11 protein-coding genes are annotated in these 14,094 nt (G+C 58.8%); 2 read left to right on the forward strand and 9 right to left on the reverse strand.

The window, feature by feature from the left end; genetic code table 11:
- Positions 1-115 precede the first annotated feature (115 nt).
- Positions 116-1,918, reverse strand: coding sequence for a lipid A export permease/ATP-binding protein MsbA (gene msbA, locus AC1MEW_RS00555; protein WP_480425138.1), 1,803 nt, complete (start codon positions 1,916-1,918; stop codon positions 116-118).
- A gap of 157 nt (positions 1,919-2,075) precedes the next feature.
- On the opposite strand from msbA, the gene AC1MEW_RS00560 reads away from it, so the two are divergent.
- Positions 2,076-3,941: a bifunctional O-antigen ligase/aminoglycoside phosphotransferase family protein gene (locus AC1MEW_RS00560; RefSeq protein WP_201200053.1), complete on the forward strand. Its 1,866-nt coding sequence runs from the start codon at positions 2,076-2,078 to the stop codon at positions 3,939-3,941.
- The gene (locus tag AC1MEW_RS00565; RefSeq protein ID WP_201254956.1) at positions 3,941-5,158 is read left to right on the forward strand and encodes an acyltransferase family protein; all 1,218 of its coding nucleotides are present in this window, start codon (positions 3,941-3,943) and stop codon (positions 5,156-5,158) included. Before AC1MEW_RS00560 ends, AC1MEW_RS00565 begins: the two co-directional genes overlap by 1 nt.
- A 25-nt stretch (positions 5,159-5,183) precedes the next feature.
- On the opposite strand, the gene AC1MEW_RS00570 is transcribed toward AC1MEW_RS00565, so the two are convergent.
- The 8 genes from AC1MEW_RS00570 to AC1MEW_RS00605 all read right to left on the reverse strand — a co-directional run bounded on the left by AC1MEW_RS00570 (position 5,184) and on the right by AC1MEW_RS00605 (position 13,864).
- The gene (locus AC1MEW_RS00570) at positions 5,184-6,068 is read right to left on the reverse strand and encodes a glycosyltransferase (RefSeq protein WP_201254955.1); all 885 of its coding nucleotides are present in this window, start codon (positions 6,066-6,068) and stop codon (positions 5,184-5,186) included.
- The gene (locus AC1MEW_RS00575) at positions 6,065-7,219 is read right to left on the reverse strand and encodes a glycosyltransferase family 4 protein (RefSeq protein ID WP_480425141.1); all 1,155 of its coding nucleotides are present in this window, start codon (positions 7,217-7,219) and stop codon (positions 6,065-6,067) included. Before AC1MEW_RS00575 ends, AC1MEW_RS00570 begins: the two co-directional genes overlap by 4 nt.
- On the reverse strand, positions 7,182-8,099 hold the full coding sequence (locus AC1MEW_RS00580) for a DUF6625 family protein (RefSeq protein ID WP_201254954.1): 918 nt from the start codon (positions 8,097-8,099) through the stop codon (positions 7,182-7,184). Before AC1MEW_RS00580 ends, AC1MEW_RS00575 begins: the two co-directional genes overlap by 38 nt.
- A gap of 53 nt (positions 8,100-8,152) precedes the next feature.
- Complete coding sequence (locus AC1MEW_RS00585) at positions 8,153-9,583, reverse strand: PIG-L deacetylase family protein (protein WP_480425142.1); 1,431 nt, start codon at positions 9,581-9,583, stop codon at positions 8,153-8,155.
- 8 nt (positions 9,584-9,591) lie between these two features.
- Positions 9,592-10,488 (reverse strand): antimicrobial resistance protein Mig-14, encoded by an 897-nt coding sequence (locus tag AC1MEW_RS00590; protein ID WP_201200046.1) that lies wholly within the window; start codon positions 10,486-10,488, stop codon positions 9,592-9,594.
- Positions 10,488-11,618, reverse strand: a complete 1,131-nt coding sequence (locus AC1MEW_RS00595; RefSeq protein ID WP_201200045.1) for a glycosyltransferase — start codon at positions 11,616-11,618, stop codon at positions 10,488-10,490. The genes AC1MEW_RS00590 and AC1MEW_RS00595 overlap by 1 nt, the downstream gene beginning before the upstream one ends.
- Positions 11,602-13,359: a carbamoyltransferase family protein gene (locus AC1MEW_RS00600; protein WP_201189604.1), complete on the reverse strand. Its 1,758-nt coding sequence runs from the start codon at positions 13,357-13,359 to the stop codon at positions 11,602-11,604. Before AC1MEW_RS00600 ends, AC1MEW_RS00595 begins: the two co-directional genes overlap by 17 nt.
- A gap of 172 nt (positions 13,360-13,531) precedes the next feature.
- On the reverse strand, positions 13,532-13,864 hold the full coding sequence (locus tag AC1MEW_RS00605) for a YceK/YidQ family lipoprotein (RefSeq protein ID WP_201254952.1): 333 nt from the start codon (positions 13,862-13,864) through the stop codon (positions 13,532-13,534).
- Positions 13,865-14,094 lie beyond the last annotated feature (230 nt).

Genomic DNA, 14,094 nt, shown 5'->3' on the forward strand with positions numbered 1-14,094 from the left:
GCAAAGTTTTATTCTGGTTTGGTCAAGAAAGGTAAATATTTTGATACAAATCACCGAGCGCATTGCACGTACGGTGAGCAAGGTGAGGATGAGACCGGCTCACCCTCACCGCCGGTCAGGCGATATCGACTTGCGGGGCATCGAGGCCCATGGCATTCAAGCGCGCGTAATAACCGTTCTGCGCCAGTAATTCGGCATGGGTGCCGCGCTCGACGATCCGGCCCTGATCCATGACCAGAATCAGATCAGCCTTCTCGATGGTCGACAAACGGTGAGCGATCACCAGCGTGGTCCGGCCTTTCATGACCTGATCCAGTGCCGCCTGAATGTGCCGCTCCGATTCGGTATCAAGGGCCGAAGTGGCCTCGTCGAGAATCAGCAGCGGCGCGTTCTTCAGCAAGGCACGGGCAATCGCCAGACGCTGGCGCTGGCCACCGGACAGCAACACGCCGTTCTCGCCAACCTGAGTGTCCAGGCCTTCTGGCAATTGCGCGATGAAGTCCATGGCGTAAGCATCTTTCGCCGCTTTCTCGATGTCTTCACGGGGCGCGCCAGCCAGATCGCCATAAGCAATGTTGTTGGCCACGGTGTCGCTGAACAGCGTCACATGCTGGGTCACCTGGGAGATGTGCTTGCGCAGGTTCAGCAGTTTGTACTGCTCCACCTCGACGCCATCGATCAGGATCTCGCCCTTGTCGTGGTGATAGAAGCGAGGAATCAGGTTGGCCAGGGTCGATTTGCCACTGCCCGAACGCCCCACCAGCGCCACCATTTGCCCCGGTTCGACCGAAAAGCTGATGTCGTTGAGTACCTGGCGTTCAGTGTCCGGGTAGGTGAAGCTCAAGTTGCGCACGTCCAGACGACCGCTGACTGCATCGCGCTCGATGGTGCCGGTATCGACTTCTGGCTCAACGTCCAATTGTTCGAAGATGCTCTCGGCACCGGCCACACCTTTCTGGATGGTCGAGCTGACTTCGGACAACTGGCGGATCGGCTTGGGCAGTAGGCCGGCCAGGGTGATGTAGGCAATCATGTCACCGGCCGACGCATCGCCGCGCAGGTACAGCACCAGGAACATCAACACAGCCATGGCGGTGTAAATCACCAACTGCAACAGCGGCGTGTAGATCGCGCCGGTGCGGGTCATGCGCAGTTGCTTGTCGGTGTTGCCCTGGCTGGCTGCCAGGAAGCGCTTCTGTTCGTAGACTTCGCCACCGAAGCTGCGGACCACGCGGTAACCCTGGATCGTTTCCGAGGACACATGGGTCACGTCCCCCATGGCCGCCTGGATCTTCTTGCTTTGTTTGCGGAATTTCTTGCTCGCGGTGCGCACCATGACGGCAATCAGCGGCAGGATGGCGACCATGACCAGCGTCAGGCGCCAGTTCATGAACAGCAGCGAGGCAAACAGGAAGATCACTGTCATGCCTTCACGGATTACGACCTTGATCGCATCTGTGGCCGCCCCGGTCACCATGGTCACGTTGAAGGTGATACGCGAAATCAGATGACCCGAGTTATGCTTGTCGAAGTAGCGATTAGGCAAAACCAGCAGGTTGTTGAACAACTGCACCCGCAGGTCATGGACCAGCCCGAGGGAAACCTTGGCCAGAAAGTAGTTGCCCAGATAAGAGCCCAAACCCTGCCACGCCGCGATCAGAATGATCAGCAATGGCACCGCCTGCAGCAGCTGCAGGTCGCGCAGGTAAGGCACCGTCGGGAACAGCACGGCCTCGGGATTGGACAGGCCATCGACGAAGTACTTGAGGATGTAGCCGAGCATCGGCTGCGTCGAAGCGAAAATCAGAAAGCCGACAATGCTGATCAGGAACAGACTGATATACGGCCGTACATAGCCGAGCAGACGGAAGTAGATTTTCAAGCTCGATGGGCTTGCGGAGAGACTGGAGTCGGTCATATCACGCGTTTGTCGATAAAAAGGACGCTGACTTTAGCACAGCTTCTTCAGGGTTCTGGCAAACGCATAAAGGCTGTTATTGTTAGGCACTGCATTCAGCATCAAATAGCCATCACCCAAAAAATGGCCGATCAACTTCAGGATTGAATCTCTCAGCATGCAACTCAGCGGTTTCAATAGCACGACCAATCGAATCTTCGATTTCATTTGCCTGTGGATTCTTCCACTCGGCTATTTCTTGCTCCTGTGCGCGTTGTTTTTTCTGCCGGGACGCAACATAAGCCACAAACTGTTTTACGGTTTGTTCAGCATTCCATCGCTGATTGCCCTTTGCCTGCGTCCACGGGAGCTCAAGGAGCTGCTGCGCGAGCCGGTTTTCATTGCGCTGCTGCTGTTCGCCGCCTGGGCCATGCTGAGCCTGGGCTGGGGACCACCGGATGACGAAAGCGCCGCCAGCCAGTTCAAACCAGTGCTTCATACGCTGCTGCTGTTTGCCGGGTGCTACTTGTTGGTGCGCCACCGCAGTGAAATCATCCAGCCCTTGCTGTTCAGTGCCGCAATGGTCGGTTTGATCGCTTCGGTCTACAACCTGTTCATGTTTGCCCATATCTATCAGCCGGGCATGCGCCTGATCGGTGGCGGCGCGTTCGACAACCCGCTGCTCAGCTCCCACGTCTTCGGCTTCTTCTGCGCTTACTGGTTGAGCATGAGCATGACCTGCAAGCGTCGCCAGATGCTCTGGCTCAGCCTTCCGGCGATGGTCATCATGTTTGCTGCGGTAATTGCCACTGGCTCCAGAACCCCACTTGTAGCCCTGACGCTGGCGGCGCTATGGCTCAGTTTTATCTGCTGGAACCGACGGTCTGTCGTGCTGCTGAGTTTGCTATTCGTCAGCGGAACCGCCGTTGCCGTGTTGTTTTTACAGATGATCACTCAACGAGGCGACTCCTATCGCTTCGAAATCTGGCAGTTGGCACTGCAAAGAATCGCCGAACATCCATGGATCGGCCATGGTTTCAACGCTAGCCTCACTATCGATGCCGGCATCGGTTACACCTTGCAGGAGCCCCATAGCTTTGCCTTGGGCGTGCTGTATTACGTCGGCATTTTCGGGTTTATACCGTGGCTTTTCTTTCAGGCATGGGCCCTGTTCAGTAGCTGGCGGTATCGCGTACAACCTCTGTTTATCGTCGCCTCGACCTGGCTGATATTCGGCATCGGTGCCGGCCTGACAGAAGGCGGCGGGATCATCTCAAGACCCAAGGAGCACTGGTTCCTGCTGTGGATTCCTTTGGCGCTGATCGCCGCACTGAGCATCAACCAGCGCGCCCGACGCTTACTGGCCAGGCCAGTCAAGACGCTGACACCGACTGTGATGCAGCAACTGACCGCGAACGCCCAAGTGATCGAGGAAGATGGCCTGGGACCCAAGGTCCTGCGCCTGACGGACGGCAGCTTCCTCAAGCTGTTTCGTCGTCGTCGCTGGTACACCTCGGGCAGCTTCAACCCCTACTCCGAACGCTTTGCCGTCAACAGCGAACAATTGCGCAATATGGGCATTCCCACCCCACAGACCCTGAACCTGTATCGCCTCGAAGACGGCAGCAGTGCAGTGCAGTACTCGCCGTTGTCGGGAAATACCCTGCGGCAGGTCTTGCAAGGGATAACGGCTCCTGCGGTGCGTCAGGCGCTGGTAGAGCGTTTCGGCAAGTTCATGGCGCTGTTGCATGAACAAGGCGTGTACTTCCGCTCGCTGCACCTGGGGAACGTACTGGTGCTGGAGGATGGCGAGTTCGGCCTGATCGATCTGGCGGATATGCGCATCTACCCGTCATCCTTGAGTCTGTCGCTGCGCCAACGCAATTTGCGGCACATGCAACGCTACACAGTGGACCGGCGCTGGTTGTTCGAGGATCATTTCGAAGCACTGCTCCAGGGATACGCCGTGACGGCGTCAAAATCCGCCGTAAGTAACCTGCACCGTCAAGTGCTGGCCGTCAGCAGTTCGGCCAAGGCTCATTGATGACCGAAACTAACCCCCTCATTGCGCTGGTCGCCTACTTGCTGGCCATCGCGACCTCAGCATTGCTGTTGCGGGCCGTACCGAAAATCGCCCGACACCTGCAACATTCAGGTGAAAGTCGTTACGCCAGCATCGACGGCCTGCGTGGCTATCTGGCCTTTGGTGTGTTCATTCACCACTCGATCATTACCTGGATTTTCTTGCGCACCGGCGTGATTGATTTCCCACCGAGCAACTTCTATTCACAGCTCGGCCAGGGCAGCGTTGCGCTGTTTTTCATGATCACCGGTTTTCTGTTCTGGAGCCGGTTACTCAGCCAAGGTCGTGAACACGACTGGCTGGCGTTTGCGGTCTCCCGGGTGTTTCGCCTCTACCCGTTGTATTTGCCGCTGATGCTGATTGTGTTTATCTCGGTATTCCATCTGCAGAACTGGGAGCTGAAGGAGCCTGGCATGCAGCTCGTCAGCCAGATTCTGTCCTGGTTGACCTTCGAGCGACCGGACGTCAACCAGTATCACCAGACCGGCATGCTGATCTCCAACGTCACCTGGACTCTGGGTTACGAGGTGTTCTTCTATCTGGCGCTGCCGCTGGCCGCCATGGTGTTCGTCTATCGCGGTAACTGGCTGCAAGTGGTGCTATGCCTGATCGGCATTTACGCCCTGTACCAGTTGGTTGGCTGGGAACACTCGCTCAAGAAGCACTTTCTGTCCAGCTTCCTCGGCGGCATCGGTGCCGCGTACTGGGTTCGCCGGCCGCATCTGGTGGCCTGGAGTCAAACGCGACTGGCCGGCATCATTGCCTTGCTGGCGTTGATCATTGCGTTCATCGCATTCGATCGTGCGTTCAGCTTGATGCCACTGCTTCTGCTCTCGTCGTTTTTCGTCATCGTCGCGTCAGGCAATACGCTGTTCGGCGCCCTGAAACCACGCAGCATTCGCTGGCTGGGAGAAATCAGCTACAGCACCTACCTGCTGCACGGTTTCGTACTTTGGCTGTTGGTGCAGCGTCTGCCACATCTACTACCTATCGATACCCGTGAAACCTGGACCTTCCTGCCGTTGATGGCCCTGTGCGCATGCCTGCTGATCATCATCAGCAGCATGACATTCCTGTACATCGAAAAACCGGGAATTACCGCTGGCAAGAAAGTCTTGCAGTGGCTGCGCCAGGGCAAAAACGCGGACAAGAGCCTGAAGGAAAAGATCGCTCGTTAAGCACGAGCGACCCTTGAGATAGCCGTCAGTCTTTTTCCAGGGGCGAGAAGTAGAGTCGGCCCAGCCCACGCCAAGTCTTCTTGTTCCAGGCCTTGAGCGGGATCTGCGCCAGCAGTTCCCGCGCCAGTTTGCGATCGCGATTGGCGGTTTTCAGGAACATCGAACTGAGGAACTTGTAGCGTACCTCGTCGTACAGCGGATGATCGTTGAACAACGCGTAGGAGCGCAGGATGTTGTCGATCATGAAGCGATGGTTCTTGTAGGAGTTGGTGGCGTGCTTGCGATAGCGCGCCATCAATACATTCAGGCCGTCGATGAAGTAACCGGCATGAGTCACCTTCAGCTCGATCAGCAGGTCTTCCAGACGGATATTCGGATCAAACCCGCCCACCTTGTCCAGCGCCTCGCGGCGGATCATCAGGGTCGGCGCCGGCGGGTAGGGCTTGCGCTCCAGGAACATGTCATCGAAGTCCAGACGACGAAACGGCACATCCCGGCGCTGGCGCTTCTCCGGGTACAGATTGCCGTCGGCGTCGATCAGTTCGATGTTGCCGGCACAAATACCAACCTCGGGCTTGCCGTCCATGTACGCAACTTGGGTCGCGATGCGCTCCGGCAACATGATGTCATCGGAACCGAACGGCACGATCAGGCTGCCTTTTGAGCGAGCGATCGCACCATTGAGCGTGTTGGTCAGCCCCTGATTCTGCTGAACACGGAAATCGAAGCCGTGCTGTGCCTGTAACACCTTGATGCGCTCGACGCTGTCGTCCTTGGAGCCGTCATCGACCACCAGCAACTCGATGTTCGAGTAGGTCTGATTGAGGACACTGAGGATGCTTTCCTCGATATAGGGAGCGTGGTTGTACGACGCGATGATGACGGTAACGATTGGCTGCGCGTCGTTCATTTTTGTTCCTTGCGGGCCTGTTCCAGGCCGGAGTCGATCAGGTTCAGGTACTCCTGACGGAACACCTCGATGTCGTGTTCTTTCTGCAGATAACGAAACGCCTGTTCGCCCTTGGCCTTGAGGTCGTCGTCCGACAGGGCGAGGTAGTTATCCAGCGCCGCGATCAGGCTCGGCACATCCTTTGGCGTAATCGTCAGACCGCCGGCGCCCTCGATCAGAGGCAGCATCGCCGGCACGTTCGAGGCGATGACCGGCAGGTGCCCGCTCATGCCTTCGAGCAGCGCCAGACCAAGGCCTTCGGCCAGGGACGGCATGGTCCAGATATCGAACGCGCGAATGTACTGCAAGGCGATTTCCTTGAAGCCCAACAGGTGCGCACGGCCAGTCAGGCCAAGACGTTCGATCTCGGCCGCCAGTTTCGACTCTTCGCGGCCGGCACCGATGATCGCCAGATGGCTGTTCGGGTATTTGTCCTTGAGCGCAGCAAAAGCCTGCAACAGGTAGGTGTGCCCCTTGACCGGCACCAAACGGCCCAGCGCGCCGATCAGCCGTACCGACGGATCGATCCCCAACAACTCACGAGCGCGCTCGCGGCTGTGTTGCAAGCCTTCGGCCTGCTCGATGTCGATGGCGTTGGTAATGGCGTAGGTGTTCGGGTCGGTAAAGCCGCAGTCGCAGTCCAGCAGGTACTGTTTGACCGCCGGCGAGACGCCGACGAAGCGCCAGTGGCGATCGATCAGGCGTTGGGTTTGGCGACGCCGGTAGAACCGATCGTACTCGCCGAAACCGTGGGAGATGCCGATGCACAGCGGCACTTTCAGCCACCGGTTGAGCGTCAGCATCATGTTCACCGGTTTGAAGCGGTTGCAGATCACCACGTCGAACTTCTCAGCGCGGCAGAACTTGTACAACTGCCACATTGCGCGCAAGCGCATACCCTTGAGGGACTTGTCGGAAAACTCGAAATACACCGAACGGCCGGCACGGCTTACCGCCTCGCCAGGCCCGGGCTTGCCACGCAGGAACGCCGCGGTGACCTCATAGCGATCGCTTGGCAGCGCCTTGACGATCTGCTCTGCAAGGTCGGCAAAATCATGGGCTTTGACGTTGTAGTCAGGCTGCAGCTGCAGGACCTTTGACCGTTGACTCATAACTCTCCCCGTGGAAACCAGTTGCATCGATGACCCAGGCCGGGTCAGCGGCGATGCGCCTGACCTCGGCCGGATCGGGTTGGGGCAACCGTGACCACTCGTTGCGTTTCCAGCAAACAAAGTGGAAATACGGAAACCGGCGATCGCCATCGCGATCATTGCTCAAACAGCCATTGCGCCAATTCCACTGGTGCGGAAAATCATCCGTGCCGTCGTGCCACTTGATACAGCCACCCGGCGTGCTGAATGCCTCGATGAACTCGCTGCGACGACGCCACGGATTGAACTTGCCCACAAACGTGAACAAAGGCTCGGGCAAATTCTTGCGCCAGAGGAAGATGCGGCTGAAGGCCCCCTCGTCCAGCGCGTGATGTTCATGATCGGTAAAGCGCTTTTGCCAACCCTTGATCTGCATGAACACCTCGCGCTTGCGCGCGGTATTGCGCATCAGGCACAGATGCCCTGCGACCCTGCGCTCATGGGTGGAAAACAGGTCACACGCAGCTAGCCGATCCGGGGTGAAATAACTGCGCAGGTCACCATACACCAGATCAATATCGCCGAACGCCCAGAAATCATAGCCTTGCAGGCGGTCGGCGTGGATGTGTCCCAGCGCCGGTTTGATGTCGCACAGCTTGTAAGCCGCATCGGGCGCAAAGTCGATATTCAAGCGCCGGGACACCAGCCCACAGTAATCGCCGAAGCTCATGGTCTCGACAGTGACGTTGGGCGGCAGGTTCTCGGGAATGCCGCAGTCACTGAACAACAACCAGTCAATGTCCGTATTGCGCCTGCAACTCTCCAGAAAGAACGGCATCCAAAATGGCCATTGGCCAAAATAAGGAATCAGAAAAAGAATACGCGGACATGGACTCATCACAGGTACTTCACTGCGGCTGGTTAAATTGCCGACATGCTAAACCGCGTCGTGCTTCATTTTTGCGGTGTAGATGTATCGTTATGCTTCAAAACCCAAAACAATTCATGGCGCCTGACGGCTTTTCGGAAGAACTCGTTCTCGCCATAGGTTGGCGGGACCCGCCCGGCCAGCAGTCGTTGTATCCAGCGACGCAAACGTCGCTTGAACGGCATGGGCGGTTGCAGGTCATGCATCATACCCAATGCCATGGCCTTGTCGCGCTGTTGCTCCAGGGACATCGGCAAGCAGCAAGGATGCATTGCCAGACTCGAATCGAACGCCGGGGGCAGCGCGATGCCATGGCCGGCATCGCCCATCGGCCAGCGATCATTGTCATGCAGATGATTGGCATAGCCGAGCAGGGTTGGCTGCCAGTCCAGGCCTTTCAAAGCTTCGAGTACCGCCTCTTGAGCGCAGATATGGTCGGGATGCGGATCGAGGGTCGGATGCGGCAGCACGATGACGTCCGGGCGTGCTCGCAGCAACACTTCGCGCAGGTCGGCCAGCAAATTGTTCCAGGTCGGCGCACAGTCGGCATCACCGGGCAAGGCAAACGGGTTCAACTGGCGAAACAGGCGGGTGTCATTCAACTCCGCCTCTCGCGACCCCATCGGCTGCGACGGCGCCGCTTTCATGGCCGCCAGTTGCAGACAGAAATAACCCAGTTGCACGCAATGCGCTTCTGGCACTCCGGCCCAGCGCGGTACCGCGATGCTGTCCCAGGTGCGCAGACGGCCCTTGAGACGCGCCGCTTCGACCTTGTTCAGCCCAAACTGCTGATAGTGCTCGGCTTCGATCTCGCCAGCCGTCAGGGTGACAATCCAGGCCTCATTGGCCTGGCTGTACAAACCGTAGGCCGCCAGTTCGGCATCGTCGGCGTGTGGCGCGATGACCATCACCCGCTGACGGTGATAATCCGGCTGTTCAAAAGCCCAGAGCACCGGCTCGCCAGAAATCCGGCAGAAGCGCCCGCGCAAGCGCAGTTGGCCCTGGGATAGAACGTGCGCCTGACCAGTGAGGTTCAGGTAGCGCAGGCCATTCACCCCACGCTCGAAGGTTTGCCGATCCGGGTTGTTGCCCCCAGCCAGCTCAACCACCGGGTCGATAAAACGGCCCAACCAAGTGCTTTTTACCTGCAACGCCAACACCAGCGTGGCGTCGTCGACCAGCATGACGCCTTCGTCCAGCCGCAAATGCTCGCCCACCAGATGAACCTTGGGCCGCTGGGTGTAGGGCGGGAAGCTGTACTGATAATCGTCTTTCGGCGAATAGAACAAATGGTCGGCGAACCACGCCTCGTGAGCGATCCAGCCCAAAACCGCGAGCACCAGCGGCAACCACCAGGCCACCAGCATGCCAATGCCAATCAACAGCACCAGCGCTATCAGCAGGCCGAGGCGTTTGGTGCGACGGTGACGCTTGAGCAGTTGTTGTTTGCGACTCATGGGTTGGCTCATACGGTGAAGACCGGCACAGGATTGCACCAGCGGTCCTTGTATTCACGGTCGGCCCGACCGAAGGAAAACCTCAGCGGCTTATCCAGGGCTCGTGCGTGTTCCCAGGCGCTTTGGGTGTTGAGAAAACTCAGCACGCTGCCTGGGCTGAATTCGCGGGTTTCAGGGTCGACGCCACCATTGATGTACTCGACGCTGATCCACGCAGGCGCTTCAACCCGGTACACCAGTTGAATCGCAATCGGCGCATCGTTGAGGAAAATCACCGAGCCGATCAGCAGCTCGCGCAGCAACTCGATCACCTCGCCCATGCGCGCCGCACCGGTGGCAGGGAAACCCCAGCGGCGCTGGAACAAGTCGCAGTAGATCGCCGCTAATTCGGCACTGGAAAACTCGGACACCGGCCGCACCACTCCGCCCGCCTCTTCCAGCAGACGCAGTTCGCGGCGCTGGTTGTAGCGAAACTTCTTCGACAGTTCTTCCGGGGTCCGGGCCATGGCCAGTTGCTCGGTTTGCAACTTGATGCCGGTGAAGCGACCTTCGTTCAGCGCTGATAAATAGCGCCCGCGATGACGCAAGGGTGCCTGGGCATCGGCGGCGGCCGGCAGGATCAGCTCGGCATTGCCAAGGTCGAACAGGCCTTTCTTGCCACTGCGTTTGAGCACATCCTTGGACAGCGCCAGGTCGCGACCCCAGGTCGCAATCGCGGCTTTGACTTCGCCATCCTGCTCCCAGGCCAGGTAACGCACCGGGATCCCGGCCAACTGCGCCAAGCGTTCGACCACCAGCGGATGAGTGGCGACGCTGCCGCCAAAACGCTGCCAGGCATCGGCATACGTCGAGGCGTCAACCGACGCCCAGCCTCGTTCGCGCCAGCCTTGAAATCGGTTGAGCATCAGCCCCTCTGTGCCAGTTCGGTAACGTGTGGCAAATGCCAGAAAGCGTCGCGTACCGCCCGGTCGCTGAAGCGCTCTCGCAAACGGTCGAGCATCATCTCGGCGCATTGACGACGTTGCTGCTCATCCATCGCGGCCAAATGTTGCAGCCCTTGAGCCAAGTGCTCGGCATCGCCCAGCGGGAACAGAATGCCCACACCTTCAACCACTTCCTTCGCCCCACCGCACGCGGTGGCGAGCAACGGTACGCCAGCGGCCATGGCTTCGAGCAGCACCATGCCGAACGGTTCGTGATCGGAACTCAAGGCGAACACATCGAAAGCCCGGAAGTAGCGCCGGGCGTCAGGCACCTGCCCGAGGAACAGCACACGGTCGCCGATCCCGAGTTCGCGGGCCAACGACTTGAGGTCCTGTTCCAGGCGACCGGAACCGAGAATCACCAGTTGGCTGTTACCTGGCAAACCCGGCAACGCCGCAGCAAAACCGTGCAACAGCGTGGCCTGATCCTTGTCCGGATGCAGCCGCCCGACGTTGCCGACCACCCAGGCATCCGCCGCCAGACCGAGGGTTTCCCGAGCCTCACGAACCGATACCTGGCTGACCTGCAAGGACTGCACATCGATACGGTTGTAGAGCGTCTGAATCCGCGCCGCCGGCCATTTCGGCAGGCATTTGCGCATGTCGTCGCGCACCGCATCGGACACCCCGAGCAGGCTCAGGCGCTTGCGGAAAATATGCGCGAACAGTCTGCGGGTGCCGCGCTTGTAATCGCCAAACGCGTGGTGCACGCCAATCACCGGCAACGAAGTGCCGAGCAAGGCGATGTAGATCGGCTTGAAGCGATGGGCAATACAGAAGCTGAAATTGCGCGAAGCGGCGATCTTGCGCAGATCGCCGATGGCGCCCAGCTTCAGGCCACGAATAGCCTTGGAGCTGTATTCCATGAACAGCACTTCGTCGGAAGCGCAGCCCGCGGCGACCTCGGCATCGGCGGCCCCGGTCAAAAAGACCGTAGTCACCCGATAGCCAGTCCCCGCGAACAGGCTGGCGTACTGCCGGGCGCAGTCCAGGAACGGCCCGTCATAGCCGTGACAGAACTGCAACACATGGCGTTCAGCCGAGCGTGTCATAAGCGTCCGCGCCTTCTTTGACCACCAGAATGTCTTCCATGATCAGGTATTGCAGGTCGGAGCCGAAGAACATGTTCAGGGCGTCGGTCGGCGAGCAGATCATCGGCTCGCCACGACGGTTGAGCGAGGTGTTCAGCGACACGCCGTTGCCGGTCAGCACTTCCAGCGCTTTCATCATGTCGTAGTAGCGCGGGTTGTATTCGCGCTTGAGCACCTGGGCCCGGGAGGTGCCGTCTTCGTGGACGACTTCCGGCACGCGGGTCTTCCACTCTTCAGCCACTTCAAAGGTGAAGGTCATGAACGGCGCCGGGTGATCGATCTTGATCATCTGCGGGGCCACGGTGTCGAGCATCGACGGGCAGAAAGGCCTCCAGCGCTCGCGGAACTTGATCTGGTGGTTGATGCGGTCAGCCACGCCGGTCGCACTCGGGCAACCGATGATCGAACGACCACCCAACGCACGCGGACCAAACTCCATGCGGCCCTGGAACCAGGCCACCGGGTTGCCGTCGACCATGATCTTGGCGATGTTTTCCGGCATGTTCTCGAGCTTGCGCCAGGTTGGCTTGCTCGGGTGACGGGCACACGCGGCGATCACGTCTTCGTTGCTGTACGACGGGCCGAGGTAGACGTGTTCCATCTTCTCGACCGGTACGCCACGGGCGTGGGACACATAAGCCGCCGCACCGACCGCGGTGCCGGCATCGCCGGACGCCGGTTGCACGAACAGTTCGTTGACGTCGTCGCGGGCGATGATTTTCTGGTTCAGCTTGACGTTCAACGCACAGCCACCGGCGAAGGCCAGTTTGCCGGTTTCCTTGAGCACGTCGCCCAAGTAGTGGTCGATCATCTGCAGCGAGATCTTTTCGAACAGCGCTTGCATGCTGGCGGCATAGTGGATGTACGGCTCGTCGGCGATATCGCCTTCGCGCTTCGGACCCAGCCACTCGATCAGCTTCGGCGAGAAGTAGAAGCCTTTGCCCTTCTCTTTGTAGCGACGCAGCCCGATAACGTTGGCGTAGTCGGTATTGATCACCAGCTCACCGTTTTCAAACGAAGCCAGGCGCGAGAAATCGTATTTGCTTGGATCGCCGTACGGCGCCATACCCATGACCTTGAACTCGCCATCGAGCATCTCGAAACCGAGGAACTCGGTGATCGCGCCGTACAGGCCGCCGAGGGAGTCAGGATCGAAGAATTCCTTGATCTTGTGGATCTTGCCGTTTTCGCCATAACCAAAGAAGGTCGTGGCGTACTCACCCTTGCCGTCGATCCCCAGGATCGCGGTCTTCTCTTTGAAACCGGAGCAGTGGTAAGCGCTGGAGGCGTGAGCCAGGTGGTGCTCGACCGGTTCGATCTTGATTTTCTTCGGGTCGAAGCCCAGTTGCTCAAGGCAGAACACGATCTTGTTGCGATAGCGCTTGTAGCGACGGTTGCCCATCAGGATCGCGTCGAGGGCGCGGTCCGGGGCGTACCAGTAACGCTTGGCGTAGTGCCAGCGCGCTTTGCCGAACAGGCTGATCGGGGCGAACGGGATCGCGACCACATCAACGTCGGACGGCTTGATGCCTGCCTGTTCGAGGCAGAACTTCGCCGATTCGTAGGGCATGCGGTTCTTTGCATGTTTATCGCGTACGAAGCGCTCTTCCTCAGCCGCCGCGACCAGCTTGCCGTCGATGTACAAGGCTGCGGAAGGATCATGGCTAAGGGCGCCGGACAGGCCAAGAATCGTCAATGCCACAGGGGTCTAGCCTCTTTAGTCTGCATACAGGCGACAAGCGCCTCAAAAATTAATGTGCCCTCGCAAGGGGCGAGAGACAGCTAAAGGGCGGGATTATAGCGTAAACATGACGGGAATGACCCTGCGGTGATCAGCCGCTGAAGAAGGGGCGGCCAAAGGCTGCTGCCGGGGCTTATCCGCGACCCGGCCGCCAATAAATCGCAATATTGCCGTCGGCCCCCTGCCGATAGATCGTGTAGGGCAAGACCACCGTATCCAGAACACCCGACAGGCCCAAATCCAGCAAGACCAGTGGCACCAGAATACCGGTGGGGTCGGGTGGTGCGTTCAGTACGCAAAAGTCATAGGCCAGGCCGCTGTAGATGCGCGGGATGGATTGGCAGTAGGTCTTTTGTTTTCTGAGGCCGCGGGCGGCATCGGCATCGTCTTGCAGCACCGTTACGGCGGTGCCACAGCCGAATAAGGTCAGTGAACAGGCGCCCAGTACAACCGCTATTTTTTTCATCTGAATCTGCCTTTCGAGAACGTCAGGCAAACTAGCATTGGGGTTATTCAGGGCACAGTTCACGGCGTCTGTGGATCATGTAGGACGGTTCGTAAGAACTTGTCCTCCAATATGACAGGCCGGGGATTTTGTGTTGGATGAGAGGGCCTCTTCGCGAGCAAGCCCGCTCCCACAGTAGACCGAGTTGTTGGATAAACATGCGATCAAATGTGGGAGCGGGCTTGCTCGCG

This window comes from Pseudomonas sp. ASL4 (assembly GCF_056680395.1).